At 64.6% G+C, this 20,221-nt stretch carries 16 protein-coding genes; 4 read left to right on the forward strand and 12 right to left on the reverse strand.

Annotated elements, in window-relative coordinates:
- Positions 1-199 precede the first annotated feature (199 nt).
- Genes CAG29_RS02760 through CAG29_RS02770 form a run of 3 tightly spaced genes read left to right on the forward strand, consistent with a single transcriptional unit; the run spans position 200 to position 3,188 of the window.
- The gene (locus CAG29_RS02760) at positions 200-2,323 is read left to right on the forward strand and encodes a bifunctional diguanylate cyclase/phosphodiesterase (RefSeq protein WP_085580724.1); all 2,124 of its coding nucleotides are present in this window, start codon (positions 200-202) and stop codon (positions 2,321-2,323) included.
- Between the two features lie 46 nt (positions 2,324-2,369).
- Positions 2,370-2,861: a M48 family metallopeptidase gene (locus CAG29_RS02765; RefSeq protein ID WP_085630018.1), complete on the forward strand. Its 492-nt coding sequence runs from the start codon at positions 2,370-2,372 to the stop codon at positions 2,859-2,861.
- Between the two features lie 30 nt (positions 2,862-2,891).
- The gene (locus CAG29_RS02770; RefSeq protein WP_085580718.1) at positions 2,892-3,188 is read left to right on the forward strand and encodes a helix-turn-helix domain-containing protein; all 297 of its coding nucleotides are present in this window, start codon (positions 2,892-2,894) and stop codon (positions 3,186-3,188) included.
- Positions 3,189-3,306: 118 nt separating this feature from the next.
- Here the strand turns inward: CAG29_RS02770 and CAG29_RS02775 are convergent, their stop codons facing one another.
- Positions 3,307-3,759, reverse strand: coding sequence for a GNAT family N-acetyltransferase (locus tag CAG29_RS02775; protein WP_085580716.1), 453 nt, complete (start codon positions 3,757-3,759; stop codon positions 3,307-3,309).
- A 255-nt stretch (positions 3,760-4,014) separates the two neighbouring features.
- On the opposite strand from CAG29_RS02775, the gene CAG29_RS02780 reads away from it, so the two are divergent.
- A complete protein-coding gene (locus tag CAG29_RS02780) occupies positions 4,015-4,752 on the forward strand; it encodes an ABC transporter substrate-binding protein (protein ID WP_085580714.1) in 738 nt (245 codons plus the stop codon).
- 135 nt (positions 4,753-4,887) lie between these two features.
- On the opposite strand, the gene yccS is transcribed toward CAG29_RS02780, so the two are convergent.
- The 11 genes from yccS to betB all read right to left on the reverse strand — a co-directional run bounded on the left by yccS (position 4,888) and on the right by betB (position 20,220).
- Positions 4,888-7,071 carry a YccS family putative transporter gene (yccS, locus tag CAG29_RS02785; protein ID WP_085693834.1) on the reverse strand — a complete coding sequence of 728 codons (2,184 nt, stop codon included), beginning with the start codon at positions 7,069-7,071 and terminating at the stop codon, positions 4,888-4,890.
- 276 nt (positions 7,072-7,347) lie between these two features.
- Positions 7,348-8,526, reverse strand: coding sequence for an NAD(P)/FAD-dependent oxidoreductase (locus CAG29_RS02790; protein WP_085693835.1), 1,179 nt, complete (start codon positions 8,524-8,526; stop codon positions 7,348-7,350).
- An 81-nt stretch (positions 8,527-8,607) separates the two neighbouring features.
- Positions 8,608-9,993: an ATP-dependent RNA helicase DbpA gene (gene dbpA / locus CAG29_RS02795; RefSeq protein ID WP_085581204.1), complete on the reverse strand. Its 1,386-nt coding sequence runs from the start codon at positions 9,991-9,993 to the stop codon at positions 8,608-8,610.
- Between the two features lie 80 nt (positions 9,994-10,073).
- On the reverse strand, positions 10,074-11,501 hold the full coding sequence (gene mdtD / locus CAG29_RS02800) for a multidrug transporter subunit MdtD (protein WP_085580708.1): 1,428 nt from the start codon (positions 11,499-11,501) through the stop codon (positions 10,074-10,076).
- Positions 11,502-11,636: 135 nt separating this feature from the next.
- Positions 11,637-12,974, reverse strand: coding sequence for a TldD/PmbA family protein (locus CAG29_RS02805; RefSeq protein ID WP_085630016.1), 1,338 nt, complete (start codon positions 12,972-12,974; stop codon positions 11,637-11,639).
- The gene (locus CAG29_RS02810; RefSeq protein ID WP_085580704.1) at positions 12,974-14,416 is read right to left on the reverse strand and encodes a TldD/PmbA family protein; all 1,443 of its coding nucleotides are present in this window, start codon (positions 14,414-14,416) and stop codon (positions 12,974-12,976) included. The genes CAG29_RS02805 and CAG29_RS02810 overlap by 1 nt, the downstream gene beginning before the upstream one ends.
- A 217-nt stretch (positions 14,417-14,633) precedes the next feature.
- Entirely contained in the window at positions 14,634-14,975 is a 342-nt protein-coding gene (locus CAG29_RS02815; protein ID WP_085693836.1) for an AzlD domain-containing protein, read from the reverse strand.
- Positions 14,972-15,694: an AzlC family ABC transporter permease gene (locus CAG29_RS02820; RefSeq protein ID WP_085580700.1), complete on the reverse strand. Its 723-nt coding sequence runs from the start codon at positions 15,692-15,694 to the stop codon at positions 14,972-14,974. Before CAG29_RS02820 ends, CAG29_RS02815 begins: the two co-directional genes overlap by 4 nt.
- Complete coding sequence (locus CAG29_RS02825) at positions 15,694-16,692, reverse strand: hypothetical protein (RefSeq protein WP_085580698.1); 999 nt, start codon at positions 16,690-16,692, stop codon at positions 15,694-15,696. The genes CAG29_RS02820 and CAG29_RS02825 overlap by 1 nt, the downstream gene beginning before the upstream one ends.
- A 198-nt stretch (positions 16,693-16,890) precedes the next feature.
- The gene (gene betA / locus CAG29_RS02830) at positions 16,891-18,594 is read right to left on the reverse strand and encodes a choline dehydrogenase (RefSeq protein ID WP_085693837.1); all 1,704 of its coding nucleotides are present in this window, start codon (positions 18,592-18,594) and stop codon (positions 16,891-16,893) included.
- Between the two features lie 153 nt (positions 18,595-18,747).
- The gene (gene betB / locus CAG29_RS02835) at positions 18,748-20,220 is read right to left on the reverse strand and encodes a betaine-aldehyde dehydrogenase (RefSeq protein WP_085580694.1); all 1,473 of its coding nucleotides are present in this window, start codon (positions 20,218-20,220) and stop codon (positions 18,748-18,750) included.
- Between the last annotated feature and the right edge of the window lies 1 nt (position 20,221).

Here is a 20,221-nt window from a genome sequence, read left to right on the forward strand (position 1 = left end):
GCCAACATCCTGTCGAAGTGCCATCCTTCCCGGTTTCCGGGGGCTTCAGCGACGACCGTTAGTCGGCTACTCAAGCGTTTGCTTGGGTGATGGCCCTGTGATAGCTACAGCTTTTGCCGATCCCGGACTAGAGTGATGGCTCAGTAGGTGTACGGTTTTTCACCGGAATCCCGTCTGACGTCCCGACAAGAGAAGCAGCATGGAATGCGCGCAACCACAGCCAGGTGAAGGCAGCTCAGTCCTTTTGATCGTTGATGATTACCCTGAAAACCTGATCAGCATGCGGGCGTTGCTGCAACGCCAGGACTGGCAGGTGATGACGGCCGCCTCAGGCTTCGAGGCGCTGAACCTGTTGCTTGAGCACGACATCGACCTGGTGCTGCTGGATGTGCAGATGCCGGGCATGGACGGTTTCGAGGTCGCGCGGCTGATGCGCGGCAGCCAGCGCACGCGCCTGACGCCGATCATTTTCCTGACCGCCAACGAGCAGTCCCAGGACGCCGTGATCAAGGGCTACGCCAGCGGTGCGGTGGATTACCTGTTCAAGCCCTTCGACCCGCAGATCCTCAAGCCCAAGGTGCAGGCGTTGCTGGAGCACCAGCGCAACCGGCGGGCCTTGCAGCGCCTGAGCCAGGACCTGGAGATCGCCCGGGCGTTCAACGCCTCGGTGCTGGACAATGCGGCGGAGGGGATCCTGGTGTTGGCCGAGGACGGCTTGATCCGGTTCGCCAACCCGGCGATCTCCCGGCTGCTCAATGCTCCGGTGCAGGAACTGCAAGGTCAGGAGTTTCTCGATTTCCTGCAAAAACCTCACATTCCCTTGTGGGCCGATTCCGATTTTTACGTGAGCTACAAGCGCGGCGAAACCCTGCGCCTGCACGACGCCTTGCTGCGCACCGCGCCGGGCCAGCAGGTGCCGGTGGCGTTGTCCTGCGCGCCGCTGCCCACCGAACAGCATGCGATGGTGGTGACGGTGCTGGACATGTCGGTGGTGCGCCACCTGCATCAGCAGCTGGAGTTCCAGGCCGTCACCGACCCCTTGACCGGGCTGCTCAACCGGCGCGGCTTCTACCAGACCGTCGAGAACTTGCTGCTGCGCGGCGAGCGCAGCGACAGCGCCTGGGTGCTGATGTACCTGGACCTCGACGGCTTCAAGCGGGTCAACGATTCCCTCGGCCACGATGCCGGCGACCGGGTGCTGCGCTGGGTGTCCGAGCAGTTGAAGGCGTGCCTGCGCCCGTTCGACATCCTGGCGCGGATGGGCGGGGACGAGTTCACGGCGCTGCTGGACCTGGAGTTTCCCGAGCAGGCGGCGAAGATCGCGGAGAAGCTCATCGAACGGGTGTCGATCTGTCAGCAGATCGAGGGCATGGACGTCACGTTGGGTGCCAGCATCGGCATCGCCACTTACCCGGATTGCGGCAACAGCGTCGATGGGTTGCTGCGCGCCTCGGACATCGCCATGTACGAGGCCAAGCGCGCCGGGCGTCAGCAGTACCGCTTCTACGACCCGGAGATGAACGGCCGGGCGCGCTCGCGGCTGATGCTGGAAGAGAGCGTGCGCACCGCCATCGAGAACCTCGACTTCAATCTGGTGTACCAGCCGCAGGTGGCGATCGCCGACGGGCGGATCCGTGGCTTCGAGGCGTTGCTGCGCTGGCACCATCCGAGCGCCGGCGACGTGCCGCCGGGCCTGTTCCTGCCGTTGCTGGAGGAAGCGCAGCTGATCAGCCGCCTCGGCAGCTGGATCTACCACCACAGCGCCGGGCAGCGGAAGGCCTGGCAGGCGCAGTTCGACGAGGACCTGGTGCTGGGCGTGAGCCTGAGCAACACCCAGTTCGGCCTGCCGAACCTGGTCACCGAGCTGCGGCAGGTGCTGGAACGTCATGGGTTGAAGCCACGGCAGTTGGAGGTGGAAGTCACCGAAGAGGCGCTGACGGTCAACCCGGACGACACGCGCAAGCAACTGCGCCTGTTGCGCAACCTCGGGGTGCGGGTGGCGCTGGACGACTTCGGCTCCGGCGCGTGCTCCTTGGCGCACCTGCGCGACCTTGAGCTGGATACGCTGAAGCTCGACCGACACCTGATCGCCCGATTGCCGGACTCGGCGCGGGACGCCTCGCTGGTGCGCAGCGTGCTCGAACTGAGCAAGGAGTACGGCCTGCTGGTGATCGCCGAGGGTGTCGAGACCCTGGCGCAGTACCGATGGCTGCAGGCCCATGGCTGCGAATACGTGCAAGGCTTCCTGGTGGCGCGGCCGATGGTCGCCGACGAGACCGTGCGGTTTGCCCAGCCGTTCGACTGGGGCGCGTTGGTCGGTTGAATTCGCTACACTGGCGGCCTTTCCATGAGCCCGTACCGCCAGCCCCATGACTGCGTTGAAATACCTCCAGGCCTATCCCGTGCAACTGCAGGATCAGGTGCGCCAGCTGATCGCCGACGGTCGCCTCGGCGACTACCTCGACCAACGCTACCCCGGCCGTCACGACGTGCAGAGCGACAAGGCCCTGTACGGCTACGCGCTGGAGCTGAAGCAGGAATACCTGCGCAACGCCCCGGCCATCGACAAGGTGCTGTTCGACAACCGCCTCGACCTGACCCACCGCGCCCTTGGCCTGCACACCACGGTGTCGCGGGTGCAGGGCGGCAAGCTCAAGGCCAAGAAGGAAATCCGCATCGCCTCGCTGTTCAAGGAGGCCGCGCCGCAATTCCTGAAGATGATCGTGGTGCACGAACTGGCGCATTTCAAAGAGTCGGACCACAACAAGGCGTTCTACAAGCTGTGCGAGCACATGTTGCCGGGCTATCACCAGATCGAGTTCGACCTGCGGGTGTACCTGACCTGGCGGGATCTGCAGTAGCGATCAACTGACGCGACAAGGAGTGTGTGGATGGACGTGAGCAAGACCAAGAGCAGTTTCTACCGCCGTCTGTACGTGGCGTACCTGATCGACAGCGGCCTGGCCAGCAGCGTGCCGGCGCTGACCGACGCCACCGGCATGCCCCGGCGCACGGCGCAGGACACCATCGCGGCGCTGGCGGACCTGGACATCGTCTGCGAGTTCGAGCAGGAAGAGGGTGCGCGCAACCATGCCGGGCGCTACCGGATCCGCGAGTGGGGGGCGATCGACCGAGGGTGGATCGAGCGCAACCTGCGGCAGATCAAGGCGGTGCTGGAGTATCCCTGAGTGCTGCGGTGAGCGGGCCGGCCCCATCGCCAGCAGGCTGGCTCCCACAGGTTCTGTGCCAGGCGCAACAGTGTGGGAGCAACGGTCTTGATCCTGCGGCGATCCGACGATGAGGCCCTCAGGCCCGGCGCATGCCGATGTGCGGAATGTCGTCTTCGAGGTATTCCTCGCCTGCCACGGCGAACCCGTAACGCCCGTAATACCCTTGCAGGTGTGCCTGGGCCGACAGGTAGACCGGCACCTGCGGCCAGTGCTTTTCGGCCTGCTTCAGCGCCTGTTCCATCAGGGTGTGGCCCAGGCCTTTGCCGCGCCCTGACGGCGCGGTGAGCACGCGGCCGATCACCACGTCGCCGCCCTGGGACTGCGGATCCAGCAGGCGCAGGTAGGCCACCAGCTCGTCGCCTTCCCAGCCCATCAGGTGGCAGGTGTCGCCTTCCAGGTCCTGGCCGTCGGGGTCCAGGTAGGCGCAGCGCTGTTCGACCACGAACACTTGCGAGCGTAGCTTCAGGATGGCGTACAGCTGCTCCTTGCCCAGATCGCTGTGATGTTTGCAGACCCACTCGATTGTCATTGTCCGGTTCCTTGATTGGCGTCGCCCGATACTAAGCGCCGGGCCGGAATCTGTCTGCATGGCGCATAAATCTGTGACAAAGACCAAAATGCCATCATTCCGTCCTCGCGGTTCCGAGTTCTTTGTGTAATCTGCTGGTAAGCGCTGTGCACTGGCTGCAATGAGCTAATGTTAGGGCCTGGGATGCGCGTCCACAGGCCTTGGGGTTTTGACTGAAAACACGCCGGGCAGCCCGCCCGCTAAGGATTTTCAAGCATGCCGCGATTGCATCGAGCCTTTGCTTTGATCGGATTGCTGTTGCTGGGCCAAAGCGCTGCCGCGGACAAGCTGCGCCTGGTGTTCGATGTCTGGCCGCCGTTCACCGACGAAACGCTGGCCAACGGCGGGCTGGCCACGGACATCGTCAGCACGGCCCTGTCCCGGGCCGGGTATGCCAGCAGCTATGAACAGGTGCCGTGGGCGCGGGCCTTGCTCGGCGTCGGCGAGGGCCGCTACGACGTGCTGGTCAACGCCTGGTACAACGACGAGCGGACCAAGCTTGGGCAGTTCTCCGGCGAGTACCTGCTCAACCGCGTGCGGTTCCTCAAGCGCAAGGACATGCCACTGGAATACAGCAGTCTGGAGGAACTGCACACCTACCCGATCGCGGTGGTGCGCGGTTACGCCTATTCGGCGCCGTTCGACGCCGACACCGCGTTGCAGAAGGTGCCGGTGCACAACTTCGCCATGGCCGTGCGCATGCTGGCGGCGGACCGGGTCAAGCTGACGCTGGAGGACGAGTACGTCGCGCGCTACTACCTGGCCCGCGAAGCGCCGAAGGTGCGCAACGCCGTGGAATTCCTGCCCAAGCCCCTGAGCGAGAACAGCCTGCACATCCTGGTGAGCCTGAAGAACCCGCAGCACGAGCAGATCGTGGCCGGGTTCGACCGGGAGATCGCGGCGATGAAGGCTGACGGCAGCTACGACAAGTTGCTCAGGCAGCATGGCATGTGAGCCCTGATCCGGAATCCGCTGTGCGGTTGATGGCCTCATCGCCCAGCAGGCAGGCTCCCACAGTGGACTGTATTCCAGTCTTCAAAGGTGGGAGCCAGCCTGCTGGCGATGACGCCATGAAAGGCGCCGCAGGACTCAGGCCTCGCCGGTGTCCTTGATCAAATGCGCCGCCAGGGTTCGCAACGGGCCCAACTGACGGCAGATCAACGCCAGTTGCGTCTGCACCAGCCGCTGCCCCTCATCGATCTCGTCCGGCATCTGCTCCAGCGCGTTGGCCAGCGCTTCTTCCTCGTCGCTCTGGATCGCGATCGGCTGCTTGCTCGCCAGGCCCTGGGCGATGTCGTCGATGCTGGAGGCCAGGCTGACGCCGGCGCCGTCGATCAGGTGCTCGCGTACGTCCTCCGGCAAGCGGGTTTCCCGGTGCGCGCCCAGGCCCGAGAGATAACTGAGCAGGGTGTGCGACAGCACCAGGAAGCGGAACCCGACGTCGGCCTCCTTACGGAAATGCCCAGGCTCCATGAGCATGTTCGCCAGGGTGGTGGACAGCGCCGCGTCGGCGTTGTGCGCGTTGCGCCGGGCCAGCCGGTAGGCGAGGTCGTCGCTCTTGCCGGCGGCGTACTGCTGCATGATCTGGCGCAGGTAGATGCTGTTGCAGGTCAGGGTGTTGGCCAGCACCTTGTTCAGGCGCCGGCCCTGCCAGTCCGGCAGGAACAGGAACACCGCCAGGCCCGCGATCAGGCTGCCCAGCAGGGTGTCGAGCAGGCGCGGGACGAACAGGCCGTAGCCGTCGCCCACCTGGTTGAAGCAGAACAGCACCATGATGGTGATCGCCGCGGTCGCCACGGTGTAGCGCGTGGTGCGGTTGGTGAAGAACACCACGCCGGCGGCGATGGCGAAGCACGACTGCACCAGCGGGCTGGGGAACAGGTCGAACAGCGCCCAGGCCACGGTCAGGCCGATGGCGGTGCCGAGGATCCGCTGGCCGAGCTTGCGCCGGGTGGCGCCGTAGTTCGGCTGGCAGACGAACAGCGTGGTGAGGATGATCCAGTAGCCCTGCGAAGGGTGGATCAGGTGCACCATGCCGTAGCCGATGCTCAAGGCCAGCGGCAGGCGCAGGGCGTGGCGGAACAGCAGCGAGGTCGGCGTCAGTTGCGTGCGCAGGCGCGTCCACACGTCCTTGAGGTTGCGCGGCGAACGGTCGAGCAGGCTGCTGTCGGTGGCGTCGGCCAGGGCGTCGGGGTTGCTGGCGTCGCTGAGCAGGCGGTCGAGGGTGCCGAGGTTGGCCGCCAGCGCCCGCAGCGAACGCAGCAGGCCGCGCCAGGCCGGGTTGCTCTGGATGCGCAGGTGTTCGAGGGAGGCGTGCAGGTCGCCCAACGCTTCGGCGAAGCTGGCGTCGTAGATGAACGGCTGGCGCATCTGGATCGATTCGGCCAGCGCCCGGCAGGCCTTGCCTTGCTGGCGCAGCAGGCGCTGGCAGCGGAACAGCACGTCGCTGTGGAAGAACGCGTCGGCCAGGGCGTTGTACGGGTAGTGCGAGGAACTGGCGCGCTCGTGGATGTCCTGGGCCAGGAAGTACAGCTTCAGGTAGCGGCTGACCTTGGAGCCTGGGCGACCGTTGCCGACCCGGTGCAGGATGATTTCCTTGGCGGTGTTGAGTGCCGCCACCACCCGGCCGTTCTGCTGCGCCAGCTCCAGGCGCCGGGCCTCGACGTCCAGTTGGCGGATCGGCTCGAACAGCGAGGCCTTGAGCTTGAGGTAGTAGCCCAGCTCGCGGAACAGCCGCGCCAGGCTCTGCTGCACCGGCTGGTTGGAGAACAACGCCTGCCACAGCACCGACAGCAGCCCGTACCACGCGGCGCCGGCCACCAGCAGCATCGGTTCGTGCCAGAAATCGCTGACCGCGCCGCCGCGCTGGTCGACGCCGATCATCGTGTACACCGACAGGATCAACGTCGCCGAGGCGATCGCCCCGTAGCGCTCGCCCAAGGCGCCGAGCATGGTCAGGCCGAAACTGGCCAGCGCCAGGGCGATGACGAACACGACGGGGTAGGGGAACAACAGCTCCACCGACAGCGCGGCGACGCTGAAGCAGACCAGCGTCACCGCCAGCGCGTTGAGGCGGCCTTGCCAGCTGTCGTCGGTCTCGGCCAGGGCGCTGGCGATGATCCCCAGGAACAGCGGGATCAGCAGCCCCATTTCATCCTGGAACCAGCACAGCGCCATGCTGCCGGTCAGGGCGATGAACACCCGCACGCTGTAGCTGAACTTGTCCAGCGCCCACAGGCGCCGCAAAGACTGACGAAACGAGGTCGAGGACATGAAATGCGAAGGCCTTCCGAGGCGATGCCGCTAAATTGAGCCAGTAATGACGCCGACGCAATGGCGCCGATCACATCGGACAGCAAAAAGTGTTCCTTGCATTGGTTTTGCCAAGCTCAATGTCCGAGGTTGGCAAAGAAACCTGTGGGAGCTGCGGTGCGACGATTCGACTTGCCAGAGATGGCTGACTGTCAGGCAACTACGATGTTGGCTCTACCGGCCTTATCGCTGGCAAGCCAGCTCCCACAGAAATTGCGTTTCATGTTTGAAAACGGATCAGACGTACTGCGCCGCCGCGTAGCCCGAGGCCCAGGCCCACTGGAAGTTGAAGCCGCCCAGGTGCCCGGTGACGTCGAGCACTTCGCCGACGAAGTACAGGCCCGGGCTTTTCAGCGATTCCATGGTCTTGGACGACACTTCCCGAGTATCGACGCCGCCCAGCGTGACTTCGGCGGTGCGGTAGCCCTCGGTGCCCGCCGGCACGACTTTCCAGCTGCCGAGCTTGTCGGCGATGTCCGCCAGCTCCGCGTGGGTGTACTGCTTCATCGGCTTGGAGGTGAACCAGTTGTCCGCCAGCAGGGTGGCCATCTTCTTGGTGAAGATTTCCCCGAGCAGGGTCTTCAGTTCGCTGTTCGGGCGTTCGGCCTGCTGCTGTTGCAGCCAGCCGGCGGCGTCGTGGTCCGGCAGCAGGTTGATCTCCACCGTGTCGCCGGATTCCCAGAACGACGAGATCTGCAGGATCGCCGGGCCGCTGAGGCCGCGGTGGGTGAACAGGATGTTCTCGCGAAAGCTCTGGCCGTTGCAGCTGACCAGGCAATCGACCGAGGTGCCCGACAGTTCGCCGCACAGGTCCTTGAGCTGGTCGGTGATGGTGAACGGCACCAGCCCGGCGCGGGTCGGCAGCAGTTCGTGGCCGAACTGCCTGGCCACCTGATAGCCGAAGCCGGTGGCGCCCAGGGTCGGGATCGACAGGCCGCCGGTGGCGATCACCAGCGACTGGCACTGGACCTGGCCGAGGGTGGTGTCGAGCAGGTAGCCGCCTTCGGTCTTCTCGATGGTCTGGATCGAGGTGTCCAGGCGCAGTTCGACGCCCACTTGGTCGCACTCGTCGAGGAGCATGCCGAGGATGTCGCTGGACTTGTTGTCGCAGAACAGCTGGCCGAGCTTCTTCTCGTGGTACGGCACGCCGTGCTTGGCGACCAGGCCGATGAAGTCCCACTGGGTGTAGCGGGCCAGGGCGGATTTGCAGAAATGCGGGTTCTGCGACAGGAAATTGCCGGCCTCGGTGTACATGTTGGTGAAGTTGCAGCGCCCGCCGCCCGACATCAGGATTTTCTTGCCGGCCTTGTTCGCGTGGTCGAGCAGCAGCACCTGGCGCCCACGCCCGGCGGCGGTCAGGGCACACATCAAACCGGCGGCGCCGGCGCCAATGATCACGACTTCGGTAGAGCGCAAAACGGTGTCCTCACACAAATTTCAAAATCACCGGAACCCCCTGTAGGAGCGGGCAGGCTCGCTCCTACAGGTGTGTTGCTCTTACAAAATTCGCACCCGCAGCGAACGGCCCTTGATCTTGCCGCTGTTGAGCCGCGCCAGGGCCTGTTTGGCGATGCCGCGCTCCACCGCCACGTAGGCCTGGAAGTCGAAGATCGCGATCTTGCCCACCTGGGCGCCGGGAATGCCCGCGTCGCCGGTGAGGGCGCCGAGGATGTCGCCCGGACGCACCTTGTCCTTGCGCCCGGCGGCGATGCACAGGGTGCTCATGGCCGGCAGCAGCGGGCCGCCGCCCTGGGACTTGAGGTTGTCCACCTGATCCCAGTTCAGCGGGGCCTTCTGGCGCTCTTCGATGGCCCGTGCGCGGTGCGCTTCCGACGGCGCCACCAGGCTGACCGCGATGCCTTTCTCGCCGGCCCGGCCGGTGCGGCCGACGCGGTGGATGTGGACTTCGGAGTCGCGGGCCAGTTCGACGTTGATCACCATGTCCAGCGCATCGATGTCCAGGCCGCGGGCGGCGACGTCGGTGGCCACCAGCACCGAGGTGCTGCGGTTGGCGAACATCGCCAGCACCTGGTCGCGGTCGCGCTGCTCCAGGTCGCCGTGCAGGCCGACGGCCGAGATGCCCTTGGCGGTCAGGTGGTCGACGGTCTCCTGCACCTGCTGCTTGGTGAAGCAGAACGCCACGCAGGAAGCCGGGCGGAAGTGGCCGAGCACCTTGGTCACCGCGCTCAGGCGATCTTCGGGGGCGATCTCGTAGAAACGCTGTTCGATCTGGCTGTCGTCGTGCAGGGCCTCGACCTTCACCTGCTGCGGATCGCGCATGAAGTTCGACGCCAGCTGCTTGATGCCCGCCGGATACGTGGCGGAGAACAGCAGCGTCTGGCGGCGCGCCGGGGTCTGGCCGAGGATGTCTTCGATGGCGTCGTAAAAGCCCATGTCGAGCATGCGGTCGGCTTCGTCCAGCACCAGGGTGTTGAGGCCGTCGAGCACCAGGGTGCCCTTGCTCAGGTGCTGCTGGATGCGCCCCGGCGTGCCGACGATGATGTGCGCGCCGTGCTCCAGCGAAGCGATCTGCGGGCCGAAGGGCACGCCGCCGCACAGGGTCAGCACTTTGATGTTGTCTTCGGCGCGGGCCAGGCGGCGGATTTCCTTGGCCACCTGGTCGGCCAGCTCGCGGGTCGGGCACATCACCAGCGCCTGGCAGCCGAAGTAGCGCGGGTTGATCGGGTTCAGCAGGCCGATGCCGAACGCGGCGGTCTTGCCGCTGCCGGTCTTGGCCTGGGCGATCAGATCCAGCCCCTTGAGGATCACCGGCAAGCTCTGCGCCTGGATCGGCGTCATCTGGGCGTAACCGAGGGAGTCGAGGTTAGCCAGCATGGCGGCGGACAGCGGCAAAGTGTTGAAAGCGGTGGCGATGGTGGTCACGGGACGGGCCTGCAAAACAAAATGTCGCGCAGTGTACCAGCACCGTGCCACTTTCCTCGAAAGTTCTGGACGAACAGCGGTCAATGTTCGATGTGCTGCTCCGCGCTGCGCACGCGCCGCCCGTCGTCCTTCGACAACTGGGAGAAGATCGTGGCCGCCAGCATCGCCATCACGCCCACCGTCACGAACGTCAGCTGGAACGCGCCCAGGACGGTGTCGACGCCGTCGTTGCCGATCTGCGCGGTGAACCCGCCCAGCAGCGCGCCGGCGCAGGCCACGCCCAGGCTCAGCGACAGCTGCGCCACCACCGACAGCAGGCTGTTGCCGCTGCTGGCGCTGGCGTCGTCGAGGTCGATCAGGGTCACGGTGTTCATGGCGGTGAACTGCAGCGAGTTGATCGCCCCCAGGATCGCCAGCAGGCACAGCAGCAGCCAGTACGGCGTCTGCTCGCTGACCAGGCCCATGCTCGCCAGCATGATCCCCAGCGCCAAGGTGTTGCCGGTGAGCACGATGCGGTAGCCCAGGCGCTCGATCAGCGGCCGCGCCACCCACTTGGCGACCATCGCCGCAGCGGCCAGCGGCAGCATGCTCATCCCGGCCTGGGACGGCGAATAGCCCAGCGCCACCTGCAGCAGCAAGGGCACCAGGAACGGCAGGGCGCCGCTGCCCAGGCGGGCGAACAGGTTGCCGAGGATGCCGACGGCGAAGGTGCGGGTCTTGAACAGCGACGGCGCGAACAGCGGATTGTCGATGTGCCCGGCGCGCAGCCAGTAGGCCGCCAGGCACGCCAGCCCGGCGAACAGCAGCAGCATCACCCGCAGGTGCGGCAGGTGCAGTTCGCCCAGGCCTTCCATGGCGATGGTGATCAGGATCATCGCCGCGCCGAACAGCACAAAGCCCATGCTGTCGAAGCGCGTGCGCTCGCTGCCGCGCAGGTCGGGGATGAACTTCCACACCGCGTAGCAGCCGATGACGCCCACCGGCAGGTTGATCAGGAAGATCCAGTGCCACGTCAGGTACTCCACCATCCAGCCGCCCATGGTCGGGCCGATCAGCGGGCCGAGCAGGCCGGGGATGGTGATGAAGCCCATGATCCGCACCAGTTCGGAGCGCGGGTAGGCGCGCAGCACCACCAGCCGTCCGACCGGCAGCATCAGCGCGCCGCCCAGGCCCTGGATCACTCGGGCGCCCACCAGCATGCTCAGGCTGCCCGACAGCGCACAAAGCAACGAGCCGAGGCTGAACAGCAGGATGGCGCCGAAGAAGATCTTCTTGGTGCCGAAGCGGTCGGCGATCCAGCCCGAGGCCGGAATCAAGAGGGCCACGGTGAGCATGTAGGCGATGACCACGCCCTGCATGCGCAGCGGGTCTTCGGCCAGGTCCTGTGCCATGGCGGGCAGGGCGGTGTTGAGGATCGTCCCGTCGAGGGACTGCATGAAGAAAGCGATGGCCACGACCCACGGCAACCAGCGGGCGGTGATGGCGTCAATCGGCGTGCGGTCGGGCATGGAACCTCTTGCGATGGTCGGGTAACCGGACAACCTGCGGGGGCGGGCCGGCCTGCGAAGAGGCCGTTTCATCCGACATCCCTGTCGATTGACCCACCGCTTTGGCGGCCAAGCCCGTTCCCGCAGGTCTTGTGTTTACAGGGTCAGCGTCAACCGGCTGACCAGCGCCCCCGGCAACAGCGCCGAAGACGTGTTGCGCTGGCTGTACGTGCTGGCCGACAGCAGCAGTTCCCGTTCGGCGGTCAGGGCTTCCAGCTGCGAACCCAGCAGGCTGTAGGCGCTGTCGTCGAAGCGCATGGTGCTGACCGGCGCCTGGATCCGGCCGTCCTCGACCCAGAAGGTCGCGAAGCGGGTCATGCCGGTCAGGCGCGCCGCCGGTTGGTCCGAGTAGTTCAGGTACCACAGGTTGCTGATGTACAGCCCGGTGCCCAATTGCTTGAGGATCTCGTCCTGGGGCAGTTGGCCTGCGGCCATGTTCAGCGCGCTCGGCGCTTCGCCGCCGCCGGCGCCGTTGGCGGCCAGGCCGTATTCGGCGGCGCTGCGCGAGCCCACCAGACGGTCGCCGGCCTTGCCTTCGACGATCAGGCGCAGGTCGCTGCGCGGATAGCCTTCACCGGAAAACGCCGGGCTCAACGAGCCGCTGACCTGCTCGTCGACGCAGACCAGCGGGCTGAAGGCCTGATCGCCGGCATACAGCTTCTGCAGCGGGCTGCTCTTGCTGGCGATCGACTGGGCCGAGAATCCACCCCAGCTGAGCATGCCCATGATTTCCTCCAGCGCCGCCGGCGCCAGGTACGCCCGGTACTGCCCCGGCGCCAGGGTGCGCAGCGGCCGGCCGAGAAATTCCAGTTGCTCGCGGGCCTGGGCGAAGCGCTGGGCGAAGCCTTCGCGGCTCCAGTCGTGGCCGGCGTAGCTGGCCTTCACGGCCTGGCCGTTGTCGTGGAACAGGCTGAAGTCGAAATTGAAGCTGTTGGCCTGGTGCCAGCCGAACGCCCCCGAGGAGCTGGCGAAACCGCGGCTGATCGGCCCGGCGGCATAGAAGCCCACCAGATCCAGGCCGGCGGCGGCTTCGGTGATCTGCGCCACCACGTCTTCGGTGTCCGGCAGGGGATGTTCCTGCACGCTCTGGCTCTGCCAGCGGTTGTGGTTGAGCAGCAGGTACGGATCCTGCGGCAGCAGCGGCACGGTCTCGCGAAGCTGCTGCAGGCCTTCGGCCAGGCGTTGCAGGTCGGTTTCCGGCTCGCCGGACAGGGTGATCTGCAAGTCCGCATGGCGGCCGTCGTCGATCAGTTTCAGCCCGATGTTGGCCTGCTGCACCTGCCCGGCCTGACGCACCTTGGCGTGGTTGAAACGCACGAACGCCGAGGACTCGGCGGCGTAGCTGAGGGTGAATTGTTCCGGTTCGCGCACGGCGTCATGCAGCCAGTCGACCAGCGCCTTGAAGGCGGCGCTTCCGTTCCTGGAAATACTCATCAGGCGTCTCCCCCAAACACATCAACGTTGCTGAATACGCAGGCCGGCGAGGCGTGGCCGACGCGGATCACCTGGTTCGGCTCGCCCTTGCCGCAGTTGGGCGTGCCCAGCACGCGGGTGGTGCCGGCGTCGCCGACGGCGCGCAGGCTCTTCCAGAAGTGCGCGGAAATGCCCCGGTAGTTCGGGTTCTTCACCACGCCCTTGAGTTCGCCGTTCTCGATCAGTTGGCCCCACTCGCAGCCGAACTGGAATTTGTTGCGGGCATCGTCGATCGACCATGAGCGGTTGGTGCTCATGAGGATGCCGTGCTCGATGCCGTTGATCAGTTGCGCCAGCGACTGGTCGCCCGGCTCGATGTTGAGGTTGGCCATGCGGTCGATGGGCGGGCGGTTCCAACCGCAGGCGCGGCTGTTGGCGACGCCGTCGAGGCCGGCGCGGAACTGCGACAGCGCCCCGCCCAGCGGCCGCACCAGCAGGCCTTCGCGGATCAGGAACTGCTTGCTGGCGGCGCTGCCGTCATCGTCGTGGCCGTAGCTGGCCAGCTCTTCGGGAATGTCCGGGTCGAAGGTCACGTTGAGCAGCTTCGAGCCGTACTGCAGGGTGCCGAAGTCGGCGGCGGTGACGAAACTGGTGCCGGCGTAGTTGCGTTCGTCGCCCAGGATCCGGTCCAGCTCCAGCGGGTGGCCGATGGACTCGTGGATCTGCAGCATCATCTGGTCGGGCATCAGCAGAAGGTCGCGCGGCCCTTGCGGGGCGTTCGGCGCCAGCAGCAGCTGCAGCGCCTGGTCGGCCACTTGCGGGCCGGCGCCGATCAGGCCGCAGCGGCGCACCACGTCCATGCCGCCCTGCTGGCCGAAGTTCTCCCGGCCCAGGCTGCGGGTCTGGCTGTCGTTGCCGTCGTAGGCGGTGACGTCCAGGCCGGGGTAGATGAAGCGCTGGGCCTGGCGCAGTTCGGCGCCGGCGCTGCTCAGGTAGATCTGCTCGACATGGGTGATGCCCAGGCTCACTTCCCAGTTCACCAGGCGCTCATCCTTTGGCACCGAGGCGGACTCCGCGCCGAGCAGCTCGAAGCATTCGCTCAGGGACGGGAGGGGTTGGTCGAGGTGGGGCGAGAAGTAGTCGGCGCGGTCGCCGGACACCGGCTGCTCGCGCAGGTCGAGCAGGGCGTGGGGCTTGAGCCGCCGGGCCTGCTGTTCGGCGCGGTCGAGGGCGGCCTGCAGGCCCTGCTGCGACAGGTCGTTGGTGGCGGCGTAGGCTTCGACGCCGTTGACCCGCACGGTGAGCATCGCACCTTCGTCGCGGCGCAGGCTCGGCGGCTCGGCGACGTTCTTGCGCACCGACAGGTACTGGCCGGACTCGCGCACATAGCGCAAGGAAAAGAATTCGGCACCCGTGCGCAGGGCAGCGAAGCGCTGCTTGAGCCGGGGGTGGAAATCGAACATTCGGAAACCTCCTTGTCATGGAGTAGCGGCGAAGCGGATTCGGCGGGGAGGGGTGATGCGATGGGGCGAGGACTAGAGTAGGCCTGCGTGGGGGTAGGATCAAGGGCATTGCGAGAGAGGGAAAATGCTCTCTGAATGTCAGACGTTGTACCTGACAGGTGAGGGTTCGTGAGCCTGCCAGGCTCACGAGGGTCACTTGGAGGGGTTGCCGGGCGCTTCAGCTGCTCAAATGAAACGCGAGCAGGTAAATCGCCAGGCTGCCCAGGAAGCTCGGCAGAATCTGCCTGGTCTTCGCGACGACGACGAACGTTCCCGCCAACAGCAGTATCTTCAGCGCATCGAGAACCTGAAACTGCTGCAACAGGCTCGGGCCGTCTAGCTTTCCAAACGCCGTGTCGTAGACGATCACTCCTAGCATGGCTTGAGCGCTGTAACTGACGAATCGATAGAAAGAACCCTGGGTACGGGTTAATGCAGGTGCATTTTTGAAGGCAAACGGCAGTGCGCGAAATGCAAGCGCCGTCAGTGCGCCAAAGCCGATCAGCAACCAAATCGTCATCGGGAAGCCAATCCTTGGGTCGAGCCATTTTCAATCATCACGATCAGACCGCCGATCAGAAAGGGTGTGATTAACAGGTTGTAGTCCTTGAGCAGCAACACGAGCAGTGGAGCGCTGACGAAACCGAGCCAATAGCTGGACACCTCCCCATGGTTCGGCCAGTGCTTGCCGGCCAGCGCCGTGAACTGAAGGGGCAGCAGCATTGTTATGGCGGCGGCGATGACCGGCGAAGTGAGCCCAGCACCCGCGACAAACCCGATCCAGGTGCAGACTGCCGAAACAGCGAAGATGGGGGTGCCCACCCCGATGAGATAGGCGAACGGAAACTCCGCGTTTTGCTTGAAGCGCGTTATGCATGCAGTGAAGACCGAGGGCGTGAACAGAATGAGCGAAGCCAGGATCTTTCCCGTCGGCGTTTCCTTGAAGTAGGGCGCCAGCGTCGTTGAAAGCAAGACGAAGCGAGCATTGAGCGCCAACACGATCGGTATCAGAAACCATCCCTCGCCATGGTTCTGAATGAGCAGGAACTGCAGTGGCGTAGAAAAGATCAACAAGGTCGTCGCAAGGGTCTGATTCAACGTCAGTGCCTGGGCCGAACCTGTCATGCCGATCGACAGGTACAGAAAGATGAACGCGACCCCGAAGGTGATCGAGTCGCGGCCTCCTTCTCCAAGTGCCTTGGCGAAAGGCGAAAGAGAGGTCTGTAGGCCACCCTTCATCAAGCGGCTTCCAGCGCGGCGTATTTCCCGTCAAGCGAGTAGTACTGCTTGCGGGGCCCTTTGCTGCGAAACAGTAGGCGTGGCGTCGTGCTGTATGTCGAGTTTGCCGTCTGTGAGCGAACCTCATCCGCGCTGATGTTCAGTATGGGGCGCGCGTGCAGGATCTTGTGATTGGCAACGATCAGGAAGGTGCCAGTCTGTGCGGTGGAGACATTGCTCTTGGCGGTTGAGATATTGGCCCTGATCTTGTCCAGAACTTGTTGGCCACCATTGATTGCTCGCATCCGTTCACCGCAATGGGTATCGATGCGGAAATCCAGTGAAAACTGGTAGCCATATGTTTCGCTGTATTCAACGATGTTTCGGATTCGCTTTTTCGAGCCGTCGACATTCTTTCCGGAAATGAATTCCGCTTGCGTGCTCAGGAGCGTTTCAATGTCTTCGTCATCAAGGCATTGAAGTAAGTCAGCAGGGTAGTAATAAGCGGTCGGTGTATGGGTGGTGTCACGGCAAACGGTGAGCGCAAGATAGTCGACGTTCAGGCTTTCATAAAGGTCATCAGAGTGCGGAGTGATGTCACCGTACCCATTTCCCCATTCGCGGTACTTTTCGGCGCTCGGTTTCAGGTACAGCGCCTTGTGGTCTTCATATTCGTACTTAATGTCTGTCAGGTGGAACAGATCGGCCAGTGCCTCATGGACGGTCAGCGCCAGTTCTGGAGAGTCGGTCGTGAATATGTTGGTGATGCAGACCGCCGCCACGCCGCTCTTGGCGATGCCGACTTTGCCGAAGTAGGCGATGTGGTCAGGATGGAGATAGGTCATGAAAATATTCGTAAGCTCTATCTTGAGCGTATGAATATCCCTTTCTTTATTTTTGCTCCACCACGACTCAATGGTTCCGCTGATGTAGTCGAAGTCTAGCGAGATGGTTTTTTCGTTGGAGAGTTCGTGTCGAAAGAATTCAACGGAGTTGTATTGGTCTTTATGGCTGCGCACGGTTGGCCTTCCTTGGTGGGTGATTTTCTGGCGCGCATATTAGTGTTTTTGATAGACGGGTAAAGAATGTAATTGTTGCGGTTTTTGTTTTCTTGGAGAGTGTCTTTTTGGAAACTTTCTTATATGAGAGTCGAAATTAAAAAGCCGCCAGTTTCGCAGGGAAACTGGCGGCTTTCGTTTGCGCTGACAGTTGAGCCGTCAGTGCGCTGCGGAGCTCACTTCACGCAGCGGCTTGCCTTTGACCGGCGCATCGCCGGCCACGTAGTAGGCGGCCTTGCTGCGCGGCAGCGGCTGACGGCCGCGGATCTTGTCGGCGATTTTCTCGGCCATCATGATCGTCGGCGCGTTCAGGTTGCCGGTGGTGATGATCGGCATGATCGAGGCATCGACCACGCGCAGGCCCTGCATGCCGTGGACGCGGCCCTGGCCGTCGACCACCGCCATCTCGTCGGTGCCCATCTTGCACGAGCAGGACGGGTGGAACGCGGTTTCGGCGTGCTCGCGGATGAACTTGTCCAGCTCTTCATCGGTTTGCACTTCGATGCCCGGGCTGATCTCGCGGCCGCGGAAGGCGTCCAGCGCTGGCTGCTGCATGATTTCGCGGGTCAGGCGGATGCCGTCGCGGAATTCCTGCCAGTCCTGCTCGGTGGCCATGTAGTTGAACAGGATGCTCGGGTGCTGGCGCGGATCCTTGGACTTGAGCTGGATGCGGCCGCGGCTCGGCGAGCGCATGGAACCCATGTGCGCCTGGAAGCCGTGCTCCTGCACGCCGTTGCTGCCGTTGTAATTGATCGCCACCGGCAGGAAGTGGTACTGGATGTTCGGCCAGGCGAACTCAGGACGGGTGCGGATGAAGCCGCCGGCCTCGAACTGGTTGCTGGCGCCGATGCCGGTGCCGTTGAACAGCCACTCGGCACCGATGGCCGGCTGGTTGTGCCACAGCAGCGACGGGTACAGGGACACCGGCTGGGTGCAGGCGAACTGCAGGTACAGCTCCAGATGGTCCTGCAGGTTCTCGCCGACGCCCGGCAGGTCGTGGACCACCGGAATGTCGAGGCTTTCCAGCAGCTTCGCAGGGCCCACGCCGGAACGCTGCAGCAGTTGCGGCGAGGCGATGGCGCCGGAGCAGACGATGATTTCCTTGCGCGCCTTGGCTTCGACGCGCTCTTCGGCGGAGCCGACCAGGTAACGCACGCCAACCGCACGCTTGCCTTCGAACAGCACTTTGTCGGCCAGGGCGTGGGTGACGATGGTCAGGGTCGAGCGCTTCTTGGCGGTGTCCAGGTAGCCGCGGGCGGTGGAGGACCGGCGGCCTTTCGGCGTCACGGTGCGGTCCATCGGGCCGAAGCCTTCCTGCTGGTAGCCGTTCAGGTCTTCGGTGCGCGGGTAGCCGGCCTGCACGCCGGCTTCGACCATGGCGTGGAACAGCGGGTTGTTGCCGGCCTTCGGCGTGGTCACGCTGACCGGGCCTTCGCCGCCGTGGTAGTCGTTCGGGCCGATGTCGCGGGTTTCCGCCTTGCGGAAATACGGCAGGCAGTCCAGGTAGGACCAGTCTTCCAGGCCCGGCAATTGCGCCCAGCCGTCGTAGTCCATCGCGTTGCCGCGGATGTAGCACATGCCGTTGATCAGCGACGAGCCGCCCAGGCCCTTGCCGCGGCCGCATTCCATCCGGCGGCCGTCCATGAACGGCTCAGGATCGGTTTCGTAGGCCCAGTTGTAGCGGCGGCCCTGCAGCGGGAAGGCCAGCGCGGCCGGCATCTGGGTACGGAAGTCGAGACGGTAGTCCGGGCCGCCGGCTTCGAGCAGCAGGACGGTGACGCCCTCGTCTTCGGTCAGGCGGGTGGCCAGGGTGTTACCGGCCGAGCCGGCACCGACGATGATGTAATCGAATACTTGGGACATTGAATGCACCCTCTTTGAAGTTGGTCAGATCAAGGCCGGATGAGTGCTGCGCACTCAATCGCCAGCAGGCTGGCTCCCACAGGGGTACGCATTCCATTGTGGGAGCGAGCCTGCTCGCGAAGGCGGCCTCGCGAGCAATGAAGGACTCGGGTCTCAGAACACCGAGACGTAATCGCCCAGCTCGACCTGTACCGATTTGATGCGTGTGTAGTTGGTCAGCGAGCTGATGCCGTTCTCGCGGCCGACGCCCGACTGCTTGTAGCCGCCGACCGGCATCTTCGCGTCGGACTCGCCCCAGGCGTTGATCCAGCAGATGCCCGCTTCCAGCTGATGAATCACGCGGTGGGCGCGGTTCAGGTCGCGGGTGACGATGCCGGCGGCCAGGCCGAAGTCTGTGTCGTTGGCGCGGCGGATCACTTCTTCTTCGGTTTCGTAGGTCAGGATCGCCATGACCGGGCCGAAGATCTCTTCGCGCACGATGGTCATGTCGTCGGTGCAGTCGGTGAACACGGTCGGTGCCACGAATGCGCCCTTGGCGAAGTCGCCGTCGGTCATGCGCTCGCCGCCGCACAGCACGCGTGCGCCTTCTTCCTTGCCCTTGGCGATGTAGCCCAACACGCTTTCCATGTGGGCGAAGCTGACCAGCGGGCCGAAGTTGGTGTTTTCGTCTTCAGGGTTGCCGACGCGGATGCGGGCGACGCGCTCGACGATCTTGGCTTCGAAGGCCGCTTTCAGGTGGCTCGGCACGAACACGCGGGTGCCGTTGGTGCAGACCTGACCGGAGCTGTAGAAGTTGGCCATCATGGCGGTGTCGGCGGCGCGGTCCAGGTCGGCGTCGTCGCAGATGATCAGCGGGGACTTGCCGCCCAGTTCCATGGTCACGTCCTTCAGGGACGAGGCCGAGGCGCTGGCCATGACTTTCTTGCCGGTGTCGGTGCCGCCGGTGAAGGAGACTTTCTCGATGCGCGGGTGCTCGGTCAGCCAGGTGCCGACTTCGCGGCCGCTGCCGGTCAGGACGTTGAACACGCCGTTCGGCAGGCCGGCTTCGGTGTAGATCTCGGCCAGTTTCAGGGTGGTCAGCGAGGTGACTTCGCTCGGCTTGAAGATCATCGCGTTGCCGGCGGCCAGGGCCGGGGCCGATTTCCACAGGGCGATCTGGATCGGGTAGTTCCACGCGCCGATGCCGGCGACCACGCCCAGCGGCTCGCGGCGGGTGTAGACGAAGGAGGTGTCGCGCAGCGGGATCTGCTCGCCTTCGATGGCCGGCACCAGGCCTGCGTAGTATTCCAGCACGTCGGCGCCGGTGACGATGTCGACGTACTTGGTTTCGGAGTAGGCCTTGCCGGTGTCCAGGGTTTCCAGCGCAGCCAGCTCATCGTTGCGCTCGCGCAGGATGTCGACGGCGCGGCGCAGGATGCGCGAGCGCTCCATGGCGGTCATCGAGGCCCAGATCTTCTGGCCCTTTTCGGCGCTGACCACGGCGCGCTCCACGTCTTCCTTGGTGGCGCGCTGCACGTGGGCGAGGACTTCGCCGTTAGCCGGGTTGATGGCTTCGAAGGTGGCATCGCTGCCGGCGTCGGAGTACGCGCCATCGATGTAGAGTTTTTGCAGTTCGAAACGGGCCATA

The organism is Pseudomonas sp. B7(2017) (assembly GCF_002112745.1).
Taxonomy (GTDB): Bacteria; Pseudomonadota; Gammaproteobacteria; order Pseudomonadales; family Pseudomonadaceae; genus Aquipseudomonas; species Aquipseudomonas ekonensis.